22 protein-coding genes are annotated in these 26,654 nt (G+C 55.3%); 15 read left to right on the forward strand and 7 right to left on the reverse strand.

Annotated elements, in window-relative coordinates; translation table 11 throughout:
* The coding region (locus AC4FIC_RS07250; RefSeq protein WP_490359393.1) for a hypothetical protein at positions 1–1,543 on the reverse strand (1,543 nt) is incomplete at its 3' end.
* A 154-nt stretch (positions 1,544–1,697) separates the two neighbouring features.
* On the opposite strand from AC4FIC_RS07250, the gene sbcB reads away from it, so the two are divergent.
* Positions 1,698–3,239 (forward strand): exodeoxyribonuclease I, encoded by a 1,542-nt coding sequence (gene sbcB / locus AC4FIC_RS07255; RefSeq protein WP_273284476.1) that lies wholly within the window; start codon positions 1,698–1,700, stop codon positions 3,237–3,239.
* The gene (locus AC4FIC_RS07260; protein ID WP_100257944.1) at positions 3,239–4,744 is read left to right on the forward strand and encodes a YiiX/YebB-like N1pC/P60 family cysteine hydrolase; all 1,506 of its coding nucleotides are present in this window, start codon (positions 3,239–3,241) and stop codon (positions 4,742–4,744) included. The genes sbcB and AC4FIC_RS07260 overlap by 1 nt, the downstream gene beginning before the upstream one ends.
* Before the next feature lie 8 nt (positions 4,745–4,752).
* Here AC4FIC_RS07260 and AC4FIC_RS07265 read toward each other — a convergent pair whose 3' ends face one another.
* Entirely contained in the window at positions 4,753–5,496 is a 744-nt protein-coding gene (locus AC4FIC_RS07265; RefSeq protein ID WP_100257945.1) for an enoyl-CoA hydratase, read from the reverse strand.
* Between the two features lie 260 nt (positions 5,497–5,756).
* On the opposite strand from AC4FIC_RS07265, the gene AC4FIC_RS07270 reads away from it, so the two are divergent.
* Positions 5,757–7,271: a fumarate hydratase gene (locus AC4FIC_RS07270; RefSeq protein ID WP_100257946.1), complete on the forward strand. Its 1,515-nt coding sequence runs from the start codon at positions 5,757–5,759 to the stop codon at positions 7,269–7,271.
* A 78-nt stretch (positions 7,272–7,349) separates the two neighbouring features.
* On the opposite strand, the gene AC4FIC_RS07275 is transcribed toward AC4FIC_RS07270, so the two are convergent.
* On the reverse strand, positions 7,350–7,814 hold the full coding sequence (locus AC4FIC_RS07275) for a YbjN domain-containing protein (protein WP_100257947.1): 465 nt from the start codon (positions 7,812–7,814) through the stop codon (positions 7,350–7,352).
* 160 nt (positions 7,815–7,974) lie between these two features.
* Between AC4FIC_RS07275 and AC4FIC_RS07280 the strand changes: the two genes are divergently transcribed.
* Together AC4FIC_RS07280 and AC4FIC_RS07285 are read left to right on the forward strand one after the other, a co-directional pair.
* Positions 7,975–9,159, forward strand: coding sequence for an amino acid aminotransferase (locus AC4FIC_RS07280; protein ID WP_100257948.1), 1,185 nt, complete (start codon positions 7,975–7,977; stop codon positions 9,157–9,159).
* Positions 9,160–9,227: 68 nt separating this feature from the next.
* Positions 9,228–10,136 carry a VanZ family protein gene (locus tag AC4FIC_RS07285; RefSeq protein WP_145980295.1) on the forward strand — a complete coding sequence of 303 codons (909 nt, stop codon included), beginning with the start codon at positions 9,228–9,230 and terminating at the stop codon, positions 10,134–10,136.
* Here the strand turns inward: AC4FIC_RS07285 and hisI are convergent.
* The 4 genes from hisI to AC4FIC_RS07305 all read right to left on the reverse strand — a co-directional run bounded on the left by hisI (position 10,128) and on the right by AC4FIC_RS07305 (position 13,389).
* On the reverse strand, positions 10,128–10,541 hold the full coding sequence (hisI, locus tag AC4FIC_RS07290) for a phosphoribosyl-AMP cyclohydrolase (RefSeq protein ID WP_100257950.1): 414 nt from the start codon (positions 10,539–10,541) through the stop codon (positions 10,128–10,130). The two genes, AC4FIC_RS07285 and hisI, sit on opposite strands and share 9 nt — an antisense overlap.
* Positions 10,542–10,548: 7 nt before the next feature.
* Positions 10,549–11,421, reverse strand: a complete 873-nt coding sequence (locus AC4FIC_RS07295) for an AEC family transporter (protein WP_100257951.1) — start codon at positions 11,419–11,421, stop codon at positions 10,549–10,551.
* Between the two features lie 98 nt (positions 11,422–11,519).
* Positions 11,520–12,110, reverse strand: a complete 591-nt coding sequence (locus AC4FIC_RS07300) for a hypothetical protein (protein WP_145980296.1) — start codon at positions 12,108–12,110, stop codon at positions 11,520–11,522.
* A gap of 100 nt (positions 12,111–12,210) precedes the next feature.
* On the reverse strand, positions 12,211–13,389 hold the full coding sequence (locus AC4FIC_RS07305) for an aminotransferase class I/II-fold pyridoxal phosphate-dependent enzyme (RefSeq protein ID WP_100257953.1): 1,179 nt from the start codon (positions 13,387–13,389) through the stop codon (positions 12,211–12,213).
* A gap of 104 nt (positions 13,390–13,493) precedes the next feature.
* Between AC4FIC_RS07305 and gluQRS the strand changes: the two genes are divergently transcribed.
* From gluQRS to nagB, 10 genes are all read left to right on the forward strand, one after another.
* Entirely contained in the window at positions 13,494–14,396 is a 903-nt protein-coding gene (gene gluQRS / locus AC4FIC_RS07310) for a tRNA glutamyl-Q(34) synthetase GluQRS (RefSeq protein WP_227003685.1), read from the forward strand.
* A 29-nt stretch (positions 14,397–14,425) separates the two neighbouring features.
* A complete protein-coding gene (locus tag AC4FIC_RS07315) occupies positions 14,426–16,063 on the forward strand; it encodes a sensor histidine kinase (protein ID WP_100257954.1) in 1,638 nt (545 codons plus the stop codon).
* Positions 16,060–17,604 (forward strand): DUF3369 domain-containing protein, encoded by a 1,545-nt coding sequence (locus AC4FIC_RS07320; protein ID WP_100257955.1) that lies wholly within the window; start codon positions 16,060–16,062, stop codon positions 17,602–17,604. Before AC4FIC_RS07315 ends, AC4FIC_RS07320 begins: the two co-directional genes overlap by 4 nt.
* 78 nt (positions 17,605–17,682) lie before the next feature.
* A complete protein-coding gene (locus AC4FIC_RS07325) occupies positions 17,683–17,841 on the forward strand; it encodes a hypothetical protein (RefSeq protein WP_158524381.1) in 159 nt (52 codons plus the stop codon).
* Positions 17,838–20,804: an ATP-binding protein gene (locus tag AC4FIC_RS07330; RefSeq protein ID WP_100257956.1), complete on the forward strand. Its 2,967-nt coding sequence runs from the start codon at positions 17,838–17,840 to the stop codon at positions 20,802–20,804. The genes AC4FIC_RS07325 and AC4FIC_RS07330 overlap by 4 nt, the downstream gene beginning before the upstream one ends.
* Before the next feature lie 77 nt (positions 20,805–20,881).
* Entirely contained in the window at positions 20,882–22,333 is a 1,452-nt protein-coding gene (locus AC4FIC_RS07335; RefSeq protein ID WP_100257957.1) for a sigma-54-dependent transcriptional regulator, read from the forward strand.
* Positions 22,334–22,623: 290 nt separating this feature from the next.
* The gene (locus tag AC4FIC_RS07340; RefSeq protein ID WP_273283985.1) at positions 22,624–23,502 is read left to right on the forward strand and encodes a glucosamine kinase nucleotide-binding domain-containing protein; all 879 of its coding nucleotides are present in this window, start codon (positions 22,624–22,626) and stop codon (positions 23,500–23,502) included.
* The gene (locus AC4FIC_RS07345) at positions 23,499–24,278 is read left to right on the forward strand and encodes a GntR family transcriptional regulator (protein ID WP_227003686.1); all 780 of its coding nucleotides are present in this window, start codon (positions 23,499–23,501) and stop codon (positions 24,276–24,278) included. The genes AC4FIC_RS07340 and AC4FIC_RS07345 overlap by 4 nt, the downstream gene beginning before the upstream one ends.
* Position 24,279: 1 nt before the next feature.
* The gene (nagA, locus tag AC4FIC_RS07350; RefSeq protein WP_100257959.1) at positions 24,280–25,425 is read left to right on the forward strand and encodes an N-acetylglucosamine-6-phosphate deacetylase; all 1,146 of its coding nucleotides are present in this window, start codon (positions 24,280–24,282) and stop codon (positions 25,423–25,425) included.
* A 41-nt stretch (positions 25,426–25,466) separates the two neighbouring features.
* Positions 25,467–26,261 (forward strand): glucosamine-6-phosphate deaminase, encoded by a 795-nt coding sequence (gene nagB, locus AC4FIC_RS07355; protein WP_100257960.1) that lies wholly within the window; start codon positions 25,467–25,469, stop codon positions 26,259–26,261.
* Positions 26,262–26,654: the final 393 nt, after the last annotated feature.

The following is a 26,654-nucleotide window of genomic DNA, read 5'->3' on the forward strand; positions in this document are numbered from 1 at the left end:
CGTCCTGCATATCCCGAATCGATTGGGCACGGAATTCTGGATCGAGCGATTGCTCGATCAGGGCCGTCATGCGTCGGATCAGGGCTTCCTTCTTGGGCAACACCGCAAAGGCTTGCCAATCGCGTAGTTTAGCCAAGGCAGCGGTGGTTTCATCGAGTTGCTTGCGCACGCCAGCGTGATGGCCCAGGTCAAAATCCTTGAGCAGGTCTTCGACGCCGTGATACAGGCCAGAGGCGCGCCGAATTTGACCGTCCTGGACGGCCGACAGACAACGGCGCAGCTGGCCACGAATGGCACGCACTTGGCTCATTTCATGCTGCCGGTGCGCGGCTAGGCTTTTTTGATGTTGCTGCAGCCCCTGACGCAGAGCGATGACAACCTCAGGTGACTCGGTGCTGATGACAGGCGCCATCTCGTGCAGCCAATCCTCCAACTCATGCACCAACTTGTCTGCCGATTTGCCGTCGACCAGGAGTTGGTCGGGTATGGTCGCCAGTTCACCGTGCTGTGCGATCAATTTGCTTAGTTTGGGCAGGCCCAAGCTATAGCTCCGGCAGGCCTGTCGAAAAGCCTCGGCGTCGGCCTTGATCACCGCGCCCAGGGGCTCGGACTGTTGCCATTGAGCTTGCATCTCATCGAGAAAATGCTCGGCTGCGGCGATTTTTTCAGCACTGAAATCGCCAACCTCAATAAACTGACACATCCATTTAACCAATGCCTCGACCATCGGCTGTCGATCGATTGCCGGCAACTCGGCCGCAATGGGTTCCGCTTCCGGCTCTAGAGCAAGGTCAGTACTCAGTATGGCCTCAATTGGGGCCGCGTTATCGTCTAGCGCGGACGCTTCAGGGTCGGTAGGGACCGATGCCGATTTGGGCTCGACCGGGGTGAATACCGCCTGAGCCACTGCGCGGTTAACTTCAAACTCGGCCTGGAGCACGTCCGAAATATTCTTGAGCTCGCCCCACTGTTCCAATAAGCCCTTGTATTTGGCGATATACATCGGCTCGAGGGACCCATGCGCCAGTCGCCTCATGGCGTCCAACACCGCCTCTTGCTTATCCAGTAAGGCTTGGGCGGCCTTCTTATCCGTCGCTAGGCGATCGAGCTTATCGGTCGCAATACGATGGACAGATTTATCCTTACCCTTGGTTTCTTTTGCCAGGGCGGCCAGTAAGTCGGCATCGGTCAGTTCCGTGGCGGCCACTTTGCGCACCGAGGCCATATGGCCAGTCAGCGCTATATCGTGCCATTGCACTTGGCTGACAGCCTCGGTCGGCTGCCCGTGCTGGACTAAAAACATTATGCCCGGCAAGCCGGTCAGGTGAGCACTTACTTCCGCCAAGCTATAGGTGCCCTGTTTAATCGCTTCGGTTAGTTGGGTCCATAAGGGCGCCTGGGCCTTGCCCGGCGCGCTGACAATTTTGGCTGCCAGCTCAGGCAGTGAATCGGCTTGCACAACGGCCGGTGCCGGAGTCGCTTTGGCCTTGGCTGGCGTGCCAGTGATGGGCGGTGATTTACGCGAAAAGAGCTTCTTAAACATGATCAATACTCCACAAAAAAAGGCCAGATAAACCGATCGGGGGGCGATCTGTCACCGGAAACTGTAAATTGGTAGAACTACGCGTTAGCATACCCTGAACGGAGATGGCGCGGAACAGGGTAACTCGACGATGCAAACACCCCAATCAGGTGACATGACCCTACTATGGTATGACTACGAAACCTGGGGTGCCAACCCCCAGCGCGACCGCCTGGCGCAATTTGCCGCGGTGCGCACCGATCTGGAGCTGAATCCGATTGGCTCGCCCATCGATCTGCTCTGCCAACCAGCACTCGACACCCTGGTGGATGCCGATGCGGTCGCCATTACCGGTTTATCGCCACTCGACTTGGCCGCGCGTGGCCTGTCGGAATGGGACTTTGCCCACCAGATTCATCAGCATTTGTCGCTCTCGGGCACCTGTTCGGTGGGCTATAACAGTATTCGCTTTGATGATGAATGTACCCGCTATTTACTCTATCGCAATATGCTCGACCCCTATGCACGTGAATGGAAGAACGGTAATGCCCGCTGGGATCTGCTCGATGTAGTGCGCATGACCCATGCGTTGCGGCCCGATGGCATCAATTGGCCGACGCGGGACGACGGCACACCCTCCTTCAAGCTCGAGCACCTGAGCGCGGCCAACGGCTTGGCGCATGCCAAAGCACACGATGCCGTCAGCGATGTCTTGGCGACCATCGCGCTGGCCAAGTTGATCAAGCAACGCCAACCCAAGCTATATGACTATGCTTTTAGCCTGCGTTCCAAACATCGGGTTCGTCAGCATATCGATATAGAGGGCCGGCAACCGCATCTGCATTTTTCCGGCAAGATCCCGGCGTTGGAACATTGCATGGGCATTGAAATCCCCCTAATGATGCACCCGGAACGCAATAACGAGGTGATCGTTATCGATATCCGTAACGATCCCAGCTGGCTACTGGCCCACGACGCCCAAACGCTCAAGACCTGGCTGTACAGTAAGGCTGCTGATCTGCCCGAGGGTGCGACCCGACCGCCGTTCAAAACCGTGCACTTGAACCGCAGCCCGATGATCGCATCGATGACCCTGTTAGATGCCGTCACAGCAGAGCGGCTCGATGTCGACCTGGTCCGCATTCAGGTACATCAGGCCATAGTAGAGGCTCATCCGGAATTGCGTGCGCTGGCGCTGGCCGTCTTTACCGACCAAGACCGACGTGAGCCCCCTGCTGACCCTGAACATGCGCTCTATTCCGGCTTTATCGACGATCACGATCGCAACCTATTGAACCGAATGGCCAGTGACCGCATCCACAAAGAACGCTGGCTCGATGAAACCCATCTGCTGCACGATGATCGCTTACCACCTTTGGTCGAAAGCGCACTGGCGCGGAACTTCCCATCGGCGTTGAGCGATGCGCAGTTTGCCGGGTGGAAAAACAGCCGCCTCGGCGTGCTTGAGGATCCGGACCGAGGCCAAGCCTTAAGCATCTCGAGCGCGCTCGAGCGCGTCGCGGCAAAGCTGCTAGACTCACCGGAGCACGCCGCCTTACTCGACACCCAAGCGTATTTGCTGCAGCGCCAGAGCTATTGGTTCGGGGCCGCTCCTCTGGCGACTCATAAAGCGTCCGTTGAGGACTCGGCACCACCGGCCGAATCAGAAACGGACGCACCGGACAGCAACCTTAATGATCAAATGGACTTATTTTAGTGTTAGGAAAAAAACCGTTCGCGCTTGCCCTATTTTGTTATTCACTGCTGTTTGGCCTTGAGGCCCTGGCCGAATCGACCGATGTTCAGGCGATTCGAATTCAACGTCAGGGGCTGCTGAATCTGATCAGCTATATCGATCAAAAGCCTGACATATTTAATCGATCGAAACTTCTCCCGGTGCTGCTAAATCGGGCTGAGAAGCAGACCGTGCTCGATGTCTGGGGGGTTTATCTGGACTATATGGCCACCCTGGGTGTACTGGCCGACAAGAATGAGCTCTATCAGCGGCAATCTTCGGCCGAGCATGATCGGCGCATGCAAATACACGCCTTCGCCATGACGGCTTATTACCGCTTCGGCTTGGCATTTATCAGTCGCATCGGTCGGGATCCGGAACTGGTGAAATGGCTCAACCTTGCTCATCCGGATCTGGAGCTGCCCGCCAAGATGTATCAAAAATTCAGCAATCAGGTTTTGAGTGACTGGAACACTGTTCGCTTCGATGATCTCACCAGCAGTTTATCGGTCGATGCGCAGTCGTCTTTTGCCGCACAATTTTCCGCCGATCGACTGGCCGTTCGGCAGCAGAGTCGCACCGGTTTGTTGGTCGCCAACAGCGCCGGCACGGTAAGCCGTTCGCTATTTAGAACCTGGTTCCCAATCCAGCGAGGGGTCGCCAAGGGCATGGGCAAGGTCAAGGTTTGGCGTATTGGCGAGACACTGATCACGCCCGAGCAAGCCTTAAGCTTCAGCCGAGATTTAGAGCCAGGCGACTTTTATCTGACCCGCAAGGAATGGCGCCTGACCAATGTCGGCATTCCCGGCTTTTGGACCCACTCGGCAATCTATATCGGCTCGCACGCCGAACGCGAGCAATACTTTGATACGCCAGAGGTTAAGCAATGGCTCGCCGAGCAAGGTTTTAACAGTTTCGATGCGCTCTTGCGTGCGACCAGCGAGATCTATGCCCGACATCCAGGGTATGACGCCATGGGCGAGGTTCGGGCCATCGAGGCACTGAACGCGGGGGTTATCTTTAATTCCATTGAAACATCGCTGGCAGCCGACGGCGCCGCCATATTCCGCCCGTTGCTGGGCAAGCTTGAAAAAGCCAAGGCCATCCACAACGCCTTCTATTACACCGGTCAACCCTACGATTTTGATTTCGATTTCGACAGTGACAATGCCATGGTGTGCAGTGAGCTAATCTTTAAAGCCTATCAGGCGGGCACGACACAAACAGGTGTCGACTTCCCGCTTTACACCGTCGCCGGACGCAAAATGTTGACACCTAATGAAATTGCCCAATGGTATGACGCAACGGTAGACACCGCTGAACAGGAGATTGAACTGGTGATGTTTATCGACGGTAATGAAAAGGACCGCGTCGCCTTTCGGTCCAACTCGGCCGCCTTCAAGGGCTCGTGGCAGCGACCCGACTGGTATCTGTTTAAGCAATCCCCGTCCGCCCTGATCGATGCATTTACGACTGAGTCAAACTGAGTCGATACTCAGCTTCGGCTTAAAAACCGGGTCACCGCCTGTTTGAAATCGTCACTGGCCAACCGCTTGCGGAACAGTTCGCCTTCTTCTTCCATGGTTTGCAGGGTTTTCGCCATATAGGTCTGCTTCATTAGGCGCTTGGTGATAATCAAGGATTCCAGCGGCAATTGCGCCAAGGCCTGTGCCTGATGAACGGCGGCACTGAAAAACTGCTCATCATTATAAACCCCGTTGATTAGACCGGCGGCCTTGGCTTCCTGACCATCGAAGGTCTTGCCGGTTAACAGCCACTCCGCGGCCTTGGCATGACCGACGCGCAGCGGCAACAGGTAAGACGAGGCAAATTCTGGCACCAAACCCAGCTTCACGAAGGGTAATTGAAACAGCGCGCTCTCGCCGGAAAAAACCAGGTCGCAGTGCAGCAACAGGGTGGTGCCAATGCCAATGGCCGGGCCATTGACCGCGGCGACCAGCGGCTTGGGAAAGTCAGCCACGGTCTGCAGAAACCGAAACACCGCCGACTCATCATCCACCGGCGGATTATCGAGGAAGTCTTGTAAGTCGTTGCCGGCGGTAAAACAGGACTTCTGACCGGTAATCAGAATCACGGCGACCTCCGAGTTACTGCGCGCACCGATAAAGATATCGCCCAAGCGACGGTACATCTGCTCGGTAATGGCATTCTTTTTTTCAGGCCGATTAAATTGGACTTCCAGTACACCGTTGTTGAGACGCGTTTCTATTTCAGACATGTGGCCCACCTTTGATGATAAATGGTTTTGAGGACAAACGGTTTAATGATATAGAGTTTTAATGGCTAACAATCATGACTCGCAGCAGTAGGACGTTATCTCTAATTTAAACGAGCGTTTGAATTTTGCAAGCTTATCTCGATGCTGGGCGGCAAACCTGTGCAACTTTAGTCTGGGAACAGCCTCCACCCTGATATTTGTTGTACACTTCCAGCCAATAATAATACCGAGGCGCCACCTCGATCCTGATGGAGAGCAGTATGACTCTGATAAAACAAGCCGATATAATCCAAAGTGTTGCCGATGCCTTACAGTATATATCCTATTATCATCCCAAGGATTTTATTCAGGCCATGCACCAGGCCTACGAACGTGAAGAATCCCCTGCCGCACGGGATGCCATTGCCCAAATACTAATCAACAGTCGAATGTGTGCCGAAGGCCACCGGCCAATTTGCCAAGATACTGGCATTGTGACAGTCTTTGTTGAGGTCGGCATGAGTGTGGTCTTTGGCGATGCGACCATGAGCCTCGAAGACATGATCAATCAAGGCGTGCGCGAGGCCTATGCCCTGCCCGACAATGTCCTGCGTGCCTCGATCTTGGCCGACCCGGACGGTGCTCGAACCAACACCAAAGACAATACCCCCGCGGTCATCCATACCCGCTTAGTGCCCGGCACTACCATCGATATTCAGGTCGCGGCCAAGGGCGGCGGCAGTGAGGCCAAGGCTAAATTTGCCATGCTGAATCCATCCGACTCGGTGGTCGACTGGGTCCTGAAGATGATCCCAGAAATGGGGGCCGGCTGGTGCCCGCCGGGCATGATCGGTATCGGCATTGGCGGTACCGCTGAAAAGGCCATGATACTGGCCAAAGAAAGTCTGATGGCGCCAATCGATATTCAAGATTTACAGGCCAAGGGGGCGAGTAATAGGGCCGAGGAACTGCGCCTGGAGTTGTTTGATAAGATTAACAAGTTGGGCATCGGTGCCCAGGGTTTAGGCGGCCTGACTACAGTATTGGATGTTAAGGTACTGGATGCGCCCACCCACGCGGCCAATAAGCCGGTTGCGATCATCCCCAACTGTGCCGCCACGCGCCACGCTCATTTCACGCTCGACGGCAGCGGCATCGCCGATTTGCCCGTGCCAACACTCGCCGACTGGCCGGCCATCGTTTGGGAAGCCGGTCCATCGGCACGCCGAGTCAACCTCGACACCCTGACCAAGGCCGAGACGCAAACCTGGCAGCCTGGTGAAACCCTGCTCTTATCGGGCAAGATGTATACCGGTCGCGATGCCGCGCACAAACGCATGGTCGATATGATCAACAAAGGCGAACCGCTGCCAATCGACCTGACCAACAAGGTGATTTATTACGTCGGCCCGGTGGATCCGGTGCGCGAAGAGGCGGTCGGTCCCGCCGGCCCAACGACGGCGACCCGCATGGACAAGTTCACCGATACGGTACTGGAGCATACCGGCCTAATTGCAATGGTCGGCAAGGCTGAACGCGGACCGATCGGCATCGAGGCGATCAAGAAGCATAAGGCGACCTATCTGATGGCCGTTGGCGGTGCCGCCTATCTAGTCTCGAAGGCAATCCGCAGCGCCAAGGTGGTGGCCTTTGCCGATTTGGGCATGGAAGCGATCTACGAATTTGTGCTCGAAGAAATGCCGGTCACCGTTGCAGTGGACTGCAATGGCGTATCGGTACACAGCACCGGGCCACAGGAATGGGCCGCAAAGATTGCGGCAAAAGAAATCGTTTAGGCCGCTGCTTGGTAACCACAGGGCCGTCCTGCTGCCAAAGGCAATAGGGCGGCCTTGCCAAGGGGCTTGCGCTAAGCCCTAGTGCAGCCTGTCGTCGAAATCTTCGACAGGATCATCCAGCTCGTTGTGCACCATTAGGACGTCCATATCGGTTAATTGATCGTAGATGGCATCCATTTCGGTCAACAACATATCCAGCCAATCCTTAAACATCGGCGCGCTCAGATGCTTCAGCGGTATCGCTAGAGTCAGCAGCATGCGCGGCACGTCCTCATCATCCATGGAAATCATCACCTTCAGCAGACTGAAGTCATAATTCATAAAATGCACGGCGCCTTGCAGTGGTAACACCGCTGACGGTCGAATGGCAATCTCGGTCAGCACCGAGCAGCGATCGGACTCGACGAAACAACGCGCTTCGAGCACTCCCGGCCGACCTTCCCACACCGGCAAATGTATCCCTTCACAGTCTGAACAGACGTAGGCTTCCAATGAGCAAGCCTCTATCCAGCTTTGTACTTGATCACGCGATAAGGCTTTCATGCGGTCCTCAACAATGAGACTCAATAAAACAGCGACAGATTGTAGTGGGTTCTGGGCGAGTTTGCACTGCGCCGAGCGGCCATTATCGCGACAAGACTCGAAATGCACCCGACTTTAGCGTTATGCTAGTGCCTTTGCGATTCAATCCCCTGGAGTCATCATGTTTGAACAGATTCAGGCCCCCTCGGCCGACCCGATTTTATCGTTAATCAGCGAATTTAAGAATGATGCACGGACCGATAAAATTGATCTGGGCATCGGTGTCTATCGCAACGATAAGGGCATCACACCGATCATGGCTGCCGTGGCACAGGCCGAACAGACTCTGCTGAAAACGGAATCCACCAAGGCCTATCAAGGATTGGTCGGCGATGAAAACTTTAACCTGGCCATCCAGTCTCTGCTCTTGGGTGGCACTTCGGCGATGGCCCGCGCCAGCACCCTGCAAACGCCGGGTGCCAGCGGTGCCTTGCGCAATCTGGCCGATCTGCTCGCCTTTGCACGGCCCAATGCCACCGTCTGGATCAGCAACCCCAGCTACATCAATCATCGCCCTATTATGCTTCGTGCCGGTTTGGCCGTGCAGGAATACGCTTATCTGAACCCGGTGACCAAGGCAGTGGATGAAACCGCGATGCTGGCCCAAGTGGCCCAATTGGGACCCGACGATGTCCTGCTGTTACACGGCTGCTGCCATAATCCAAGTGGCGCCGATCTGAGCCTAGCGGCTTGGCAGCGGATCGCCGAGTTGGCTCAGCAACGCGGTTTTCTACCCTTTGTCGATATTGCCTATCAGGGTTTGGGCGACGGCCTCGAAGCTGATGCCCAGGGCCTGCGGCTATTGGCCAACGCCGTGCCAGAGCTGATGATCTCTACCTCCTGCTCGAAAAACTTTGGCCTCTATCGGGAACGCACCGGTGCTGCCATCCTGGTCGGCGAGGATGCCAGCCATGCGCATAATGGCCGCGCGAAGATGTGTGAATTGGCGCGCGGCAGCTATTCGATGCCGCCCTCGCATGGCGCTGCGATCGTCAGTACCATTTTGGCCGATGATCAACTCAATGGCCTCTGGCGGGCCGAACTCGACACCATGAACCTGCGCATCAACGGCTTACGTTCGGCTCTGGTCGAGGGTTTCCGCATTGCCACCCAAGGCGAAGACTATGACTACTTTGGTCACCACAAGGGCATGTTCAGCCTGACCGGGCTCAGTGATGCCAAGATCGCTCGCCTCAAGGCGGACTACGGCATCTATATCGTTAGCGGTGGCCGCGTCAATATTGCTGGCCTGCAGCTCAACGAGGTTGATGCGTTGGTCGCGGCCGTTGTCGCGGTCAATCGTTAGGCCTGAGTCCATGTGCTCGACTGACCATCACCCAGTGCCGGACCGGCCGCCGACGTCGGTAAACCGCCTTGCTTAGGCTGCTGCGCCCGGGTCACCTCTTGGTGATTCTGGTGCTGGCGGTGACGCCGCTGTTTTTTATCGGTGGGCCGAGCGCCGTTGCCTTGCCTTTTATCCGCTATGGCTGGAATCTCGGCCATATAGGCTTCTTTTTCCTGGCCACCGGCCTCTATTGCTCATTCCGGCCCATCACCCGTTGGCCACAGGTCGCCCTGGTCCTGGCGAGCATCTTCATTCTGAGTTTGCTGCTTGAGCTAATTCAACATCAGGTCGGGCGGGATTTCAGTAGTCGGGATATGCTGCGCAACCTGGTTGGTGCCACTCTGGCACTGTTTTGGCGCGCGCGAGCGCACCTACATCCTAGCCTGATCAGTTTTGCGATCCTACTACTGCTGCTCGATCTGAGTGGCTTCGCCTGGACGGCACAGCAGGATCTGCGGCGGCAAAACCGAGCGCCTCTTATTGAGAATTTCGAACAGGGAGACTCACTGGCCCATTGGCATGGGATGACTGAAATCAGTCCCGATCGAGTGTCGGAAGGTCGCTTCGCCGGCCAGGCGCGACTCAAGGCTGGCCATTTTTCAGGCGTAAGCCTCGCGCCAACGTTGGCCGACTGGCGCGGTTACCAGCAGTTGCAACTGCAGGCACACAATCCCAGCAGCAGGGTGCAGGTGTTGACCGTTCGCATCAATGACCGAGCCCATGAATTGTCGGCTCAACTGTATTCGGATCGCTATAATCAGAGCTTCGAACTGACGCCGGGCTGGAACCACATTAGGGTGCCCTTGGCGGCGGTCCAATCGGCGCCGGCTGGGCGTGCGATGGCGATGGACGGTATATATCGCCTGGGTCTGTTTTTTGCCCAACTCGACGCGCCGCTGCTGTTAACCTTGGATGATATCCGCCTAACTTCAGACTAAACCCGAGTCGACATCATTGAGCACGGTCACCGCATCGGCCTGGGCTTCGAAGAAGAAGCAATTGCGCCTATTGGTGTGACAGGCTGGGCCCTGTTGATCGACCAGCAGCAACAAGGTATCGCCATCACAATCGGCACGCAGCGCCACCAGTTGCTGTCGGTGACCCGAGCTTTCGCCCTTGCGCCAATAGGTTTGGCGCGAGCGCGACCAATAACAGACCTGACCGGTGGCCAGGGTTTCGCTAATCGACGCCAGATTCATCCAGGCCATCATCAGCACCTCGCCACTATCGTGCTGTTGGGCGATCGCTGGGATCAAGCCATCGGCATTGAACTTCAGTGCCTCGATAAACGCCTGTTTATCGATTTGTGTCTGGGCGGGCGCCCGTTCCCATTGTTTAAACATGTTGACCTCAGAGAATGAAAAATAAAACCAGCGGAATAACCGCTAGGCTACCAACATTGGCGAACAGCACAATGGCCGCGACCTTATCAGGTTGTTGCTGGTATTTGTCGGCCAAGAGGAAGTTCAGGATCGCCGGCGGCAGGGCGGCGAACAACCAAACCATTTTCTCCAGCGTATCGGGTAGCTCAACCCAATGAATAAAGAGCGCCGCCGAGGTCAGGCCCAACACCGGCGCCGCGATCGCGCCGGCCAACCCGATGCGCCAGCCGTGAAAATCCAAGTTCACCAACCGGACGCCTAGGGCAAAGAGCATCAAGGGTACGGCGACATCGCCGAGCATGCTCAGGCCGGTGACCAACCAGGGCGGTAAACTGATCTTTAACACCGAAAGGCTAATGCCGATCAACGACGCGATAATGATCGGCTGTTTCAAAAAGCTGAGTGAGCGCTTCTTCGGACTGAGGAGCCAAATCCCAACGCTAAAATGCAGGATGTTTTCCAAGATAAAGAGGATCAGGATGGCTGGCAAATACTCTTCGCCAAAGGTCAAGACCAGTAAGGGTATGCCCAAGTTACCACTGTTCTTGAACATCATCGGTAGTGCAAAGGTCTTCCATTCGACGTTCAAGAAACGATAGAACAACAACACGAACAGACCCGGCAACAGGGTAATGACGGTGCCCATCAGAATCAGTCCGCCATAGTCTGAAATATCGACCGGCGCGCTGGCGAAGACGCTGAGGATCAAAATGGGCACAAACACATCCAAATTAATGGTGTTCGCCGCTTCCATATTGGGCTTTTTAAAACGGCTGTAAAAAAATCCCGCCAACACCACAAAACAGATCGGCGCGACGATTTCAAAGATACGGTATGCCATAAAGAAGCCTAGTTACGAGTGGCGCAGATCCTACTCTTTTTGATTACAGAAAACTCGACCCTACGACGATAGTATGGCAAGGGCAGTGCCGCCAAACGCTAGGCTTGAGCACTGTCGGCTTTTACCATGGCGTGTAAACTGAGCCACCAAAGCCAACAGAATAGTAACTCATAAATGCGCTGCCACAGGCCCGGTGATGCTTGAAAGACGAAGGCATCCAATTGCAGCACGGCAAACACCAGCAGCAACAGGGCGGCTAGATGGCGAATTTGCCGCTCCGGCTTGCCCCACAGCAGACGACCGGCAAATACCGCGGGCCCGCAATACAACAACCACAGCACGCTGCTGTGCACCATCTGACTTACGGATGCACCGGGCAGGCAGCCGTTATCACAGGGGAAAAGCATGCTAAATAAATAGCTGGCGGCGAAGCCGATAGCCGAAAAACGCAACCAGCTATCCAGCGACCGCGGCTCTATGAAGCGCCGGGTGCTATCGACCGCACCCATCCAAAAAATACCCAAGAGCAAGAAAAGACCATTGGCCAACGCTTGATGGCTGGCATTTTCGCTATTCAACAGACCAATAAGGTCACCGGACTGGACATTGGTATCCAGGGCGGTAAGCAGGCTGATACCGGCCAGACTGAGGCCAATGGCAATAAGGGACAGAATTTGAGGTGCGCGCATCGTAAACTCGACTGCTAATGAGCCGCCAATTGTGCCCATAAAACGACGCTTCTGCCACGCTCGCGTGATTTATCGCGCAACCGAGCCCCCGGGCGGGCGATTAGAGACTGACCTCGAGTGCCAAATTCCGACAATAGACCGTCAATCGGCGCATCGCTTCGGCCAAGCGAGCTAGATCGGCGGTATAGGCGATGCGCACACTGGTATTAAAACAAGGACCGCCAAAGTCCAAACCTGGGGTCAGGGCAATGCCAGCCTTAAGCAACAGATCGTGGCAAAAATCTTGCGCGTTGTCGCTGTAACGAGACACATCGATATACAGATAAAAGGCGCCCTCCGGCTCGCCCAGGATGCGAAAGCCCAGCGTCGGCAAGGCTTGCATCAGATAATCGCGCCGTTCGCGCAAGCGATCCCGGCGTTCAAAACAGATTGCCTCAACAGCCGGTGAGAAACCGGCCAGGGCCGCAATTTGCGCTACGGTCGACGCCGACAGATAGAGATTCTGGGCAATGCGGGTACAGGCGTCGATGGCGTATTCGGGCACCACCAGCCAACCTAGGCGCCACCCGGTCATGCCATAGAATTTTGAAAAGGATTGAATTATCCAGGCGTCCGCTTCCACTTCCAACGCGCTGCAGGCCAGATCGGAAAAGGTCAGGCCGTGATAAATTTCATCGGCCAATAACTGCAATTCGTGGGTGCGACAAAAATCGACCAAGGTTTGCCATTGCTCGGGCGACATCACGGTACCGAGCGGATTGCTGGGCGAGGCGATCAATAATGCCTTGGTTCTCGGGCTCAAGGCGGCGCTCAGCGCGCTCAGGGATAGTTGCATATCTTGGTTTGGGTCCATCGGCACGGCGACGCCCGTGGCGTTAACCATATGCAGGATATTCGCATTACAGGGGTAACCCGGTTCGGGCAGCAATACTTCATCGCCGGGATTCAGGGTCGCCAGAAAGGCCACATGCAGCGCCGCCGAACCACCCGGCGTGACAATTATTCGCGCCGGATTGATGCTTAGGCCATGCCAACGCTGATAGCGGTCGGCGATGGCCTGCTTCAAAGCCGGCACCCCGGTGCTCGCGGTGTAACCGAGCTTTTGCGTTTGCAGGGCTCGCACCGCCTCGGCCACGATAGGCTCCGGTGTCGGGAAGTCGGGCTCACCAATAAAGGCGCGAATGACATCGACCCCACTCTGTTCGAGCGCCTCAACTTGGGCAATCACTTCTAGAACATAAAAAGACGCGATACGCTGGCATCGATCGGCAAGCATCATACAATTTCCCAAAGCTGGTAAGGTTTTTCAAACGGGCAGTTTGCGCTCGACGCGCTCTACTCACTACAATGGGCCCATCTTAGCGAACCTGACTGAAAATAACAGTGTCTGAGCACCACACGCCAATTAGCCCAACCCCCTACAGAGGACGTTTTGCGCCCAGCCCCAGCGGCCCGCTGCATTTTGGTTCATTGTTTGCGGCCGTGGTCAGCTATTTGGATGCCAAGGCAAATCAGGGCCAATGGTTGGTGCGCATCGAGGATCTAGATCCAGCTCGAGAACAGGCCGGCGCCAGTGCAGACATTTTGGCGACACTGGTCGCACACGGACTGGAATGGGATGAAACCGAAACCTATCAGTCCGACCGGCTTGAGCTGTATCGGGCCAACCTCAACACCCTGCACCAGCAAGAGCGACTGTTCTGGTGCCAATGCAGTCGTAAAGACCTCAGCGCTCACCCGGTGTATCCGGGCACCTGTTCTTCTCAACGTCAACCGGTGGCGAACGCCGCGGTGCGCTTTCGGGTATTGACCGAGCAGGATCGCTTTATCGACCGGTTTCAGGGCCTGCAAGTATCGGCTCCGCGCGACCAGGCCGGTGCGGTGGTCGTGCTGCGCAAGGATGGTTTATTTGCCTATCAATTGGCCGTGGTCAGTGATGATATTGACCAGAGCATTAACCAGGTGGTGCGCGGCATCGACATATTGGAGTCGGTCTGGTGGCAACGCGAACTGTATCGGGCGCTCGGCGCCCCACTGCCCCGATACGGCCACTTCCCGGTGCTATTAAGCCCGAATTCGGCACAGAAACTGAGCAAGCAAAATCTCTCCCCGGCAATCCAGAATGCGACCGCGGGTGCCAATCTGCTGCGCATCTTGCAGGCCTTGGGCATAACCTTGACGCCGGACTCGCCCCATCGTTTGCTGCAGCAGGCCGTAGCCTGCTGGCGCGAAGACCCAATTAGTTTTCAATTGCCGCTGCAAAGCCAAAACCTTCGGCTAGACTGATACTTTCTCACGCAACCCTCTAATGCTTTATGTTCGGACTCAAAGCTCATCTCACTCGCCGACTGATGGCCTGTATCACTACTAGCGTATTGAGTGCCCTGTTAATAACCGTGGCGACCGTGTACTGGGCTTTACAGCCCGTACTGGAGCGCACGCGGGCGCACAATGTCGCGGCCGCCATCGATAATTTGGCGATATTGGTGACCCAGTCGTTGTGGGTCTATAACGAAACCGGCACCGTCGACGCCGCCAATGCCATCCTGCGCGACCAATTCATCTCCGGTGTGTCGGTCAATGACCACAGCGGCCTATTCAACTACAGCGGCGGTGACTTGGCCGACTTCGCGGCGCAAGTCCCTAGGTTAGCGGCACCGATCCAGACACAAAACGATGCTGCCCTGACCGCTTGGGTACCGCTGATCGTCGAGGCCGAAGGCGCTGGTGAGCAGAATTTCAATATCGGCACGCTACAGATTCGCAGCGATAATGGCTTAATTCGCCAACAGGTTAATGAACTAACCCAAATCAGCCTCAGCGTCAGTGTGGTGGTCTTTGTCCTGTTGCAATTTCTGTTCTATTTTTTGGTCCGCCAGCTTATCGCCAAACCCGTGGAACTGTTCACCCTACACGTACAAACTTACGCCGCCGATCTAAGCCCCGAAACCGTTGCGATCACACCCGCCTTACAACAACGCAGCGACGAAATTGGCCGACTGTACGAAATTTTTAACGTCCAACGTCAGTCATTGATCGAGCAGAATGTGTCCTTAGTAGAATACCGTCACCGTTTGGAACAGCTGGTGTCGCGCCGGACGAGCGAGTTGAGCACCGCCAATGCCACCCTGGTCGATTCGCTGGAAAAACTCAAAACGGCACAAACCGAACTGATTCGCAGTGAGAAGATGGCATCCTTGGGTATCTTGGTAAGCGGTATCGCCCATGAGGTCAATACGCCCCTCGGGGTAGCCATCACCGCCGCGAGTCACCTCAAAGAAGAGATGCGCATTACCCAGCAATGCCTGGCCGGCAATCAACTGACCCGCTCTGGTTTTGAAGGTTTTCTGGCCGAATGCCACGAAACCGAAACACTCCTGAGCCGAAATCTCAACCGTGCCGCAACGCTAATTCAGTCGTTTAAAAACATCGCCGTCGATCAGGCCAGCGATCAGGCGCGGTTAATTAACCTACACGGCTATGTGGATGAGATCGTGATGTCGCTGCGCCCCAAGCTAAAGCACACGGAAATCGAGGTTCTCAATCGAGTGCCGAAAACGATCAACCTGAGCATTGCACCCGGTGCCTTGGCACAGATCATCACCAATCTGATCCTCAACTCCCTCATCCATGGTTTCCAGGACGGCACTCGCGCCGGCCAAATTACCCTCGATGCCGCACAGCAGAGCAAAGACGGCTTTTCCTTGGTCTATCAGGACAATGGTGCCGGCATGACCCCTGAAGTTTTGGCGCACATCTATGATCCTTTTTACACCACACGTCGATCCACTGGTGGCAGCGGCTTGGGAATGAATATTGTCTACAATCTGGTTACCTCTAAGTTGCTAGGGCAGATCAAAACCACGAGCCAACTGGGACAGGGGCTTGAGATTGTCATGGCAATTAAACTGCTGCATGAGCGGCCACCCTACCGAGAGGAAAACGCCCTATGAGCGATGATCTAGTCTTTGCCGATGAGAACGGAGCGCAACCCGATGCCAACAAAGCCCGGCGGCCATGGCAAGTATTGGTGGTTGACGACGATGAGGAAGTGCACAGCATCACCAAATTAGCCTTACGTAACTTCACCTTTGACCATCGGCCGCTCATTTTTTTACATGCCTATACCGGCAAAGAGGGCATCGACATCCTGATGGATAACCCAGACGTTGCCGTGTGCTTGCTCGATGTGGTGATGGAAACCGAACATGCCGGACTGGAAACCGCCAATGCGATCCGGTCGATGCTGAAAAACACCTTTGTGCGCATCGTTTTGCGCACCGGCCAACCCGGTCAAGCGCCGGAAGAGACCATTATTGCCGAATATGACATCAATGATTACAAAGAAAAAACCGAGTTAACACGTGGTAAGTTACACACCCTAATGTACTCCTGCCTGCGCAGCTATCGCGACATTATCGCCTTAGATCGCTCACGCTTGGGCCTAGAACGCATTCTAGAATGCTCAACCCAGTTGCATCAGAAAACCTACTTGAAGGATTTTGCCCACGGCATATTAGAGCAAATTTCGGCGGTTATTGCGCCTGAGGAGGACGGCTTCTATGCCGGCAGTCATGGCGTGGCCGCCTTTGAACAGGCCGGTGAACTGAGGGTCATTGCCGGAACCGGCGCGTACTCCGATCAAGAACAGCAACGCGCGGTCGACATCCTGCCTAACGAATGTGCCCATCTATTGCATGATTCTGCGCTCGGTTTTAGCAGCCAAATGACATCCCACGGCTTTATTTGCCTGTATCGCGCCAAGCCTCATCACGCCGGACTGTTATTTTTACGCGACTTCAAGACGCGCAATGAGCTGGAAGAACACCTATTAAAGATGTTCTGTCACAATGCCTTAACGGCCTTTGAAAACATTTCATTGCGAACCCTGCTCGAAGACAGCCAACGCGAAATCGTCTATCTACTCGGCGATGCGATCGAACATCGATCCCAAGAAACTGGCTTTCATCTGCGCCGGGTGTCAGAAATTAGCTATCTGCTGGCGCAAAAATGCGGCCTGTCGAGCGACGCGGCGACCCAAATTCGCGAGGCGGCCCCGCTCCACGACCTGGGTAAAATTGCCATTCCCGATACCATTTTGAATAAGCCGACCAAGCTCGATGCGCAAGAATGGACTGTGATGAAAACTCACGCCAAGATCGGTTACCAAATGCTCGCATCGTCCAACAAACCGCTGTTGCAACTGGGGGCTGACATTGCGCTCGAACACCATGAGCGTTGGGACGGGACCGGATATCCGGCCGGCAAAAGAGGCACCGCTATCGGCATCGCGGGGCGCATTACCGCCGTTGCCGATGTCTTTGATGCCCTGTGTAACCGTCGAATCTATAAATCGGCCTGGGATATGGCGCGCGTTGAGGCCTATTTCCAGGCTCAACGGGGATTGCAGTTCGACCCACAGCTGGTCGATCTATTGCTTGAAAATCTGGACGAGTTTTGCCAGATTCATCAACGCTTTGCCGACCCAGCTTGAGCCGCCTTCTTATTCGGTCGCACTCAGGCTACACTTGACGGCTGCGCAACAGCCGTCGACCTTTATTGAGCCCCGAGTATGTTTATTAAACTCATGATTCTCCCGCTTTACCTTCTTCTGCCCTACACCCTAACCTGGTTCGATGCCCGCACCTTCTGGTATCTACCCTTCTTGCTGTGGTTTCTGGGCATCTTGGTAAATGCCTTAGTTGAACGCTCGCGTGGACGGCGCTCATGACCTTTCATTGGGGCTACCTGGTGCTCGCAGCCTTGCTCTATTTGAGCGCACTGTTCTTGGTCGTGTACTTTGCCGAAAAAGGCAAGATTGCCGAACGATTGATCAAACATCCGCTCGTTTACGTGCTGGCCTTTGGCGTCAGTTGCAGCTCGTGGGCATTCTATGGCAGCGTGGGCATGGCCTATGAGTTGCAACACGGCTATATGGCTTTCTATGTTGGCCTATCCATTCTGCTGTTGTTTTCGGCGATCGTCATTAGACCCCTGTTTAACCTTGCCAAAAACTATCAACTCTCGTCTTTGGCCGATCTGTTCGCCTTTCGCTACCGCTCTCGCTGGGTAGGCTTATTGACCGCGGCTGGAGTTTTTCTGGCCGTTCTGCCGTTGTTGGCACTGCAAATCCAAGCCATTACTGATGTTATTATCATTCTCGACCCACGCGCCCATACCCGTTTAATCGCCGGTCTGATTAGTGTAATCCTGCTCTACATGACGATCCTATTTGGCACGCGCAGCATTCGTCCGAGCGAAAAGCACCCCGGGCTGATTTTTGCGCTCGCCCTAGAGGCCCTGTTTAAACTGGCTATTTTCCTGCTCTTAGGCGGCTTGGCGGTATACCAAATCGGCGGAGGTTTGAACTCAATGCAGGAGTGGGTGAAAATGACCCCCTTGACCTTTAATTCGATCAATCCTGACTTAAAGATGACGCAGTGGTTTTCGTTGTTGCTGTTGTTTGTCACGGCACCGCTAGTCTTACCCCATCTATTTCAAATACTGTTTCGAGAAAACTCGCAACCGAATCGATTGCGTTTAATTACCTGGGCCGCACCGATCTATCTGCTCTTAATGGCGCTGCCGGTTCTACCAATCATGTGGGCCGGCATCCGCACCGGCTCCAACCTCAGCCCAGAGTACTTTACGCTCAGCATCGGTATGAGCCTTGATTCAGCGTTTCTGGTCTGGTTAACCTACTTGGGCGGCTTGTCTGCGGCATCGGGCGTGACCATCATTGCTGCTCTGGCGCTGTCGAGCATGTTGCTGAACCATCTGGTGCTGCCCTTCTATAGTCCGAGCGTCAATGTCGATATCTACCGATGGCTGATCTGGACCCGACGGCTATTAATCGGCTTGGTGTTCTGTTCAATTTATGGCTTTTACCTCTTTTTAAACCAGGTGCAAAACCAGTCGACCTTATTGATTACCGCCTACACCGGTTTGTTGCAAATGGCCCCTGGCCTGATCGGCTTGCTGTTTTGGAGCAAAGCGAACCGTAAAGGCTTTATGGCCGGCGTGGGCATGGGCCTGGGGTCTTGGCTGGTCATGCAGTTGAGCCCGGTGCTGATCGACAGCCTGTTAGTGCAGGGGCGCATGCCACTGCAATTCGCTTTAGACAATAACCATTGGTCTGAGGTGGTATATATTTCGTTCGGTCTCAATGCGCTGACCTTCTTCTTCGTCTCGCTGCTCACCAAGACCTCACCGGAGGAGAAAAACTCGGCAGAAATCTGTGTGATCAGCTCCGTTGACCGACGCCAGCGCTTTCCGCTGCGCGCCAAGAATGCGCGCGAGTTTATCGATTCATTGATCAAACCACTGGGCCAAGTCATGGCCGAACGCGAGGTCCGGCGCGCCCTGGCGCAGCTCAAGTTCGATCTGAGCGAGTATCGCCCCTATGCCTTACGGCGTCTGCGCGACACCTTGGAGGCCAACCTGTCAGGTATGATGGGCCCCTCGGTGGCACAGGCGATGGTCAGTCGCTACCTGCCCTACGACCTAGTCGCCAGTACTCGCAGCGACGACATTCACTATTTAGAACAGAATCTCGACAACTACCACTACCAATTGACCGGCATGTCGGCGGAATTGGACCGGCTCCGACGACATCACCGCGACACCCTGTATCGCCTGCCCATTGGCGTTTGCTCACTTACCGTCGATGGCGAAATACTGCTCTGGAACGAATGGATGGTGCACTTGACCGGCATCAGTGAGGAACGCGCGATTGGCGCTAAAATCGATCTTCTGCCGGGCAAATGGTATGACCTGATCGGCAGTTTCATCAAGGGCAGCGAAGAAAAGATCACCATCGAACAGGACGATCCCGCCGATCTGGCCCGGAAGCGTTGGTATAGCCTGCACCGCACCCAGTTTGGTCGAGCCAGCAGTGATTTAAATGAGGGTATTATTGTACTGCTCGAGGATGAAACCGAGTACAAGATGCTCGAGGCGGAGTTGGTTCATTCGGAGCGTTTGGCCTCAATCGGTCAGCTCGCCGCCGGGGTCGCCCATGAGATTGGCAACCCCATCACCGGTATCGACTGCCTAGCCCAAGACTTGAAATACGCTGAATCGAGTGCCGAGGTCGAACAGATTGCCCAGCAAATTCGTCATGAGGCCGATCGAGTAACCAAGATCGTGCGTTCGCTGGTCAATTTTTCCCATGCCGGGGACCAAAAGGGCAAGGCCGACCATTATCCTCATTCGTTAGCGGCCATCGTCCAAGACGCCATCGACCTGCTGTCGTTATCACGCGATGACAAGCAGATCATCTTCGTCAACGACATCGACCCCAGCTTGGAGCTGATGTGTGAACCGCAACGCTTGTCTCAGGTCTTCATCAACCTGCTCGGTAATGCCCGCGACGCCAGCCCAACCCGCGAAAAGGTCATCGTATCGGCGCGCACCGAAGATAAGCGAGAAACCCTAAATGTCACCGTCACAGACCGGGGCACCGGCATTTCGGCGGATATTATGGATCACATTTTCGACCCCTTCTTCACCACCAAGGAGGTTGGCAAGGGCACCGGTTTAGGGCTATTTCTGTCCTATACCATTATCGAAGAGCACTACGGTCATATCGGTGTGGAGTCGCCGGCTTTCCTGGTGGAAGATATTGGCACTCGTTTCACTATTCGGTTACCCTTACACCTGAATGTTACTTCGGGTAACACTAATATAGAGTAAGCGGGCATTAATCGGACACAGTTCGGCAAATCCGAGCAGAAAGTGCCGACCTTAGCGAATTGAGCGGAGCGGAACAGATGGGCGAGATTTTAATTGTTGAAGACGAAAGTGTTATTCGCGCGGCCCTAAAACGACTGCTCGAGCGCAACAATTACAAGGTCACCGAAGCAGAATCCGTCAGCGAAGCCAGCGAGAATGATCTCTCTCGCTTTGATCTTATTATTTCTGATCTCAGATTACCCGGCGCCCCGGGCACCGACCTCATCAGCGCGGCCAAGTCCGTACCAGTGCTTATCATGACCAGCTATGCCAGCATGCGCTCGGCCGTTGACGCCATGAAAATGGGCGCTGTTGACTATATAGCCAAACCCTTTGACCACGAAGACATGATCCGTACCGTTCGGCGCATTATCGACGACGCTCAAAAGAGCAAGGGCACCGATACTGCAACGGTTCTGGGCCGGTTTGAAGACCAACCGGTCTATCTGAGCGAAGCCGGTGATCGAGCCGCCTTGGGCGATCTGGTCGGCAGTTGTCAGCCCATGCAGGTTTTGTATCGCCGCATGCTGCGCGTCGCGCCGGCCGACATCACCGTGCTCATACAGGGTGAGTCCGGTACCGGCAAAGAGCTGGCAGCCCGTGCCATTCATCAATTCAGCCCCCGCAAGGACCAGCCTCTGGTCTGCGTAAACTGCGCGGCGATCCCGGAAAGCCTCATTGAGTCTGAACTGTTCGGCCACGAAAAGGGCTCCTTTACCGGTGCCACGGCCGCTCGCCTGGGCTTGGTCGAAGCTGCCGAGGGCGGTACGCTATTTCTCGATGAGATCGGCGAACTGCCCTTGGAAGCCCAAGCTCGGTTGTTAAGGGTACTGCAAGAGGGCGAGGTGCGCCGAGTCGGCTCGGTAAATGCGCGCAAGGTCGATATCCGCCTAATCGCGGCCACCCACCGTAATCTCAAGAAGCTGGTCAAGGAAGGCAACTTCCGAGAGGATCTCTATTACCGCTTGCAGGTCATTGAGATCGCCCTGCCACCGCTGCGCGATCGGATCGCCGATGTGCTCGAAATTGCCGAACACCTAATTCAAAAACATTGTCGACGACTGAAGATCGACTCTGTGCCGAAACTGTCGCAAAGCGCCCGTGAGCTGGTCGTCCGCTACGATTGGCCCGGCAACGTTCGGGAATTGGAAAACGCCATCCAACGGGCCCTGATTTTGGCCGATGGCATCGATATCAGCGGTAACGATTTGGGCCTGGCCCAGGAAGATTGGGAAGTACCCAATACCCTGGTAAATTCCGACGATCAACCCGGCCCGACTCCCGCAGCCGAAGTCGCGTTGCCCGAAGATAGCGAAGATCTGTCGTTGGAGGACTACTTTCAACATTTTGTGGTCGAACATCAGGAAGGCATGTCCGAGACCGAACTGGCGCAAAAACTCGGCATTAGCCGAAAGTGTCTGTGGGAGCGACGACAACGCCAAGGCATACCGCGGCCTAAAAAGGCCGCCAGCAACGTCGCAGAACGTTAAGCAGTAACCATTTACCCGGCCTAGATCGGCCACGCCGATAGGCCAACCTGATGATTTCAGGTTGGCCTATCAGCTTCCCCCTTTGCCCCTCCCCTTTTGACCTCGCCGCTAATACTTTCCTGCCGTTACCGATCTGTTGCCTTGCTGGATCCGCCGGTGACTGACTCTGAATAGTGTTTCATAAGATTCGCGATATAGGCATCGCATTGAATTGGTATTGAATTGGTATTGTTTATGCGCGAGAAAGGCCGTAATCTGGTTGACCAAACCTAAGGCACTAGACACCCGGCATGAGTAGCCCTGACACCTATTTAATTGGCATCGATGGCGGCGGCACAAGCTGCCGAGCCCGCATTACCGACCGCCATGGAAACATTGTGGGCGAGGCCCAGGCCGGCAGCGCAAATATTTTCCAGGACGTTGAATTGGCTTGGCGCTCGGTCCATCAGGCGGTCACTGAAGCCTTTGCCAATGCCAATTTGCCCGCCACATGCGCCCAGTCCAGCGTGCTGGTGGCGGGCTTGGCGGGCGCCGAAGCGCCCGTGGCTGTCGATGACTTCTTAGATCGGGCAAGCGACTCCTTTGCCGATATCAGCTTGCTCTCGGACGCCCAAATCGCCTGCCTAGGGGCCCATGCCGGACAAGACGGTACCATCTTCATCATCGGCACAGGCGCCATCGGTATCGCCCTAGACCAGGGCCAATGGCGACGCGTCGGCGGTTGGGGCTTTCCGCTTAATGACCTCGGCAGCGGCGCCTGGCTGGGTCAACAGGCGGTGCGAGCGGCGCTTGATCAACGCGATGGCATTATCGCCCGCAGCCTCTTGACCGATAGCATCTGGAAGATCTTCCCTGCGGGCACCGATGAATTGATTGGCTGGTCGCAAATAGCCAGCTCCGGTGACTACGGCAGCTTTGCACCATTGGTGCTGAAAGCCGTGGCCGCCCACGACAATCTGGCGGAGGCACTGATGGCCGAACAGATCCAACTGCTCAGCCGGCAAATTCAGGCACTACCCGCCCACGGCAGAGGTCTGTGTTTGATGGGTGGCTTGGCCGAAACAATCGCCCCGAAACTAACCCGTGACATCCAGATACGACAGGTCCCAGCGCTCGGCGATGCGCTCTCCGGTGCGCTGTACTATGCCCAAACCAGGCTCAGACGGTGAGCGCTAAAATACGTTTAGATCCAGCGCTGATCGATTTTTTGCGACCAGATGTGAGCCGTTCCGGATCACTTTACACCCAGCTCGCGCGGTCCCTGACTCAGGCCATTGATGAAGGCCTGTTGCTCGACGGAGACTTTATTCTGCCCCAACGCGATTTGGCCGAAGCCCTGGGCGTGTCTCGTGTCACGGTCCGCAAAGCGATTGAGTGCCTAGTCGCAGAGGGCCTGCTGAGTCAACGCCAGGGTGCCGGCACCGTCGTAACCCGACGTGCTCAGGTGTTGATCCGCAAGAATATAGCGGTTCTGAACAGCTTTACCGACGACATGGTAGCGCGCGGGCTAGCACCCTCTTCATCCTGGGTGGCACGCGTCACGGTGCAGGCTTCGGTCAAAGAAGCTCAAGCCTTAAATTTGTCGCCCGGTGACCTGGTGAGCCGTTTTACTCGTGTCCGATATGCCAGTGCAACCCCGATGGCCTATGAAATCGCCACGGTTCCCGGCAACCTAGTGCCCAATGCCCTGGCGGTCGGTGACTCGCTCTACCATGCGCTTGAGGCTCTCGACGCGCGCCCAATCCGGGCCGTGCAAACCATGACGGCAATCAATGCCGAACCAGCAGTCGGCCAGGCTTTAAAGATCAACACACAGGATGCGGTGCTCTATATCGAGCGGCAAGGCTTTGACGGCACAGATAAACCCGTTGAATTCACTCGATCTTGGTATCGAGGCGACCTCTATAACTTTGTTGCTGAACTAAACACCACGGAGCAACCCTAATATGACGGGTCCAACCGCCTTGACCGGTGCGCGCATCTTTGATGGTTTCAGGATCCAGATAGACTCTGCGCTGCTATTTGCCGATGACCGCATCGTTGGGCTTATCCCTGCCGATCGGATTCCGACCGGTTATCGAACCATTCGCCTGGCTGGCGGCCTGCTCGCACCGGGCTTTATCGATTTGCAAATCAATGGCGGCGGCGGTGTGCTGCTGAATAATGTACCGACTGAGCAGACCATGCTGACCATGGCCCAGTCGCAGGTGCCGTTCGGTGTAACTCGGATCCTGCCGACGGTGATCAGTGACTCCGTTGAGGTCACCGATCAGGCCATTAGCGCGGCACAACGCTGCGTGAAACAAGACAGCGGTGTTCTAGGCATCCATATAGAGGGGCCGTTCTTCAGTGGCGAAAAGTCGGGCGTACATCGCGCCGATAAGATCCGTGCATTGGTCAGCAGTGACTGGCTCTGGCTCGAGCGCTTGGCCGGGCTGCCCAGCATCCTCACCCTGGCCCCGGAACGGGTGTCGGCCGAGGCCATCGCCCGCATCGCTGCGCTCGGCGTTCGCATCTGCGCCGGTCATAGCAACGCCAGCTCAGAGCAGGTTGTGGCCGCCCATGAGCAAGGTCTGTCCGGCTTTACGCATCTGTACAACGCCATGAGTCAGCTCACCGGGCGTGAACCGGGCGTGGTCGGCGCCGCACTCACCTTGACTGAGACCTGGGCCGGTCTGATCGCCGACGGTATTCATGTACACCCCACCTCGATCCAGACAGCTTTGAACAGCAAGGGCTTTGAGCGGATTTTTTTGGTTAGCGACGCCATGGCCACCGTCGGCAGCCCGCTGACCCAATTTGAACTCTATGGTGAAACCATCCAACTGCGCGAGGGTCGGCTGATCAATGCTCAAGGCCGACTCGCCGGCAGCGCCATCAGCCTGCTCGATGCGGTCAAATACTGCCTAGACACACTAAACTTACCGCTGCACCAAGCCCTAGCGATGGCCAGCCGCATTCCAGCCGAATACATGCAACTGGACCACCAGTACGGCTCGTTTCAACCCGGCCGCCGGGCCGATATTTGCCTGATCAATGATGCTTGGGGCATCGATAAGGTCTGGCGCTCCGGCCAAGCAATTGCTTTTTAGTGACCTAATAACCTAAGTGACAATAGGATGAGAACCCTCGTATGCGCATAGTGATTTTGCCCGACCCCGCCGCCGTTGCAGCATTCGGCGCCCAGCAACTTATTAGCCAATTGCAGCAAAAGCCTAGCAGCGTCCTAGGTTTGGCTACCGGCTCGTCTCCAGTGCAACTGTATAAGCGGCTGGTACAGGCCGTGCAAGCGGGTCAGGTGAGCATGGCCGAGGTGACCACCTTTAATTTAGACGAATATTTGGGCTTAGCGACGACTCACTCCCAAAGTTATCGCCATTTCATGAACACCCATCTGTTTGATCAAGTCGATATTCGCCTCGCTGCGACCCACGTTTTAGATGGGCTAAGCTCAGACCCTCAGAAGGCCTGCTCCGCTTATGAGGCGCTGATCCGAGACCAGGGGGGCGTGGATTTGCAGCTCTTGGGCATCGGCCGTAACGGCCATATTGGCTTCAATGAGCCCAGCTCCAGCTTGGTCAGCCGCACTAGGGTAAAAACCCTGACCGAAGATACGGTGGCGGCCAACCGACGTTTTTTCCAACCGGACGAATTCCAACCCCATCTGGCGCTGACCATGGGCATCGGTACTATTATGGACGCCAAACAGATCTTATTAATCGCCACCGGTCAAGACAAGGCTGAGGCGTTGAGGCACACCATCGAAGGCCCCGTCTCGGCGCATTGTCCAGCATCCATCCTCCAGATGCATGCCAAGGCCACATTGGTTATCGATAAAGCTGCGGCTCAAGGATTACAAGAGAGTGCTTTTTACCAATACATCGAACAGGAGCGTCAGCGCTTGGTGACCCCTTCGGAGCAGGCTTAACTTACCCGGAATGGCCAGGCCGTTAATCTAAGAAAGATAATTCACCGGTAACAACCTTATGAAAGGCGGTTACATTCTTGCAACCTTAGGTAACACTTCCTGTTATTCGAATTGATCACTATTCGACCTTAAAAATACAAGCTATTGATTTTAAAGGATTTATTACTTCTGGCATGACGAATGCAATAATGATTGCGCAAAGCAGGTACGCCCATTAATAAAAATAATAATAGGGCAACCCAACACAGCGACCCCGACTAAAAACAAAAATAAGGGGTAGCTAACACCTGAGTAATATAATAAAAACAATAATACCAACAAGAATAATAAGCTCATAAAACCCTGCGGAAAGTGCTGTTGCGGTCGGCGTCCATCGCCGGCTGGCTCGTCTTC

Source organism: Reinekea sp. (assembly GCF_982785585.1).

Coding starts and splice junctions, on each gene's coding strand:
- sbcB (WP_273284476.1), top strand. CDS start 1,698: ATGACCCTACTATGGTATGACTACGAAACCTGGGGTGCCAACCCCCAG.
- AC4FIC_RS07265 (WP_100257945.1), bottom strand. CDS start 5,496: ATGTCTGAAATAGAAACGCGTCTCAACAACGGTGTACTGGAAGTCCAA.
- AC4FIC_RS07270 (WP_100257946.1), top strand. CDS start 5,757: ATGACTCTGATAAAACAAGCCGATATAATCCAAAGTGTTGCCGATGCC.
- AC4FIC_RS07275 (WP_100257947.1), bottom strand. CDS start 7,814: ATGAAAGCCTTATCGCGTGATCAAGTACAAAGCTGGATAGAGGCTTGC.
- AC4FIC_RS07280 (WP_100257948.1), top strand. CDS start 7,975: ATGTTTGAACAGATTCAGGCCCCCTCGGCCGACCCGATTTTATCGTTA.
- hisI (WP_100257950.1), bottom strand. CDS start 10,541: ATGTTTAAACAATGGGAACGGGCGCCCGCCCAGACACAAATCGATAAA.
- AC4FIC_RS07295 (WP_100257951.1), bottom strand. CDS start 11,421: ATGGCATACCGTATCTTTGAAATCGTCGCGCCGATCTGTTTTGTGGTG.
- AC4FIC_RS07300 (WP_145980296.1), bottom strand. CDS start 12,110: ATGCGCGCACCTCAAATTCTGTCCCTTATTGCCATTGGCCTCAGTCTG.
- AC4FIC_RS07305 (WP_100257953.1), bottom strand. CDS start 13,389: ATGATGCTTGCCGATCGATGCCAGCGTATCGCGTCTTTTTATGTTCTA.
- AC4FIC_RS07315 (WP_100257954.1), top strand. CDS start 14,426: ATGTTCGGACTCAAAGCTCATCTCACTCGCCGACTGATGGCCTGTATC.
- AC4FIC_RS07320 (WP_100257955.1), top strand. CDS start 16,060: ATGAGCGATGATCTAGTCTTTGCCGATGAGAACGGAGCGCAACCCGAT.
- AC4FIC_RS07325 (WP_158524381.1), top strand. CDS start 17,683: ATGTTTATTAAACTCATGATTCTCCCGCTTTACCTTCTTCTGCCCTAC.
- AC4FIC_RS07330 (WP_100257956.1), top strand. CDS start 17,838: ATGACCTTTCATTGGGGCTACCTGGTGCTCGCAGCCTTGCTCTATTTG.
- AC4FIC_RS07335 (WP_100257957.1), top strand. CDS start 20,882: ATGGGCGAGATTTTAATTGTTGAAGACGAAAGTGTTATTCGCGCGGCC.
- AC4FIC_RS07340 (WP_273283985.1), top strand. CDS start 22,624: ATGAGTAGCCCTGACACCTATTTAATTGGCATCGATGGCGGCGGCACA.
- nagA (WP_100257959.1), top strand. CDS start 24,280: ATGACGGGTCCAACCGCCTTGACCGGTGCGCGCATCTTTGATGGTTTC.
- nagB (WP_100257960.1), top strand. CDS start 25,467: ATGCGCATAGTGATTTTGCCCGACCCCGCCGCCGTTGCAGCATTCGGC.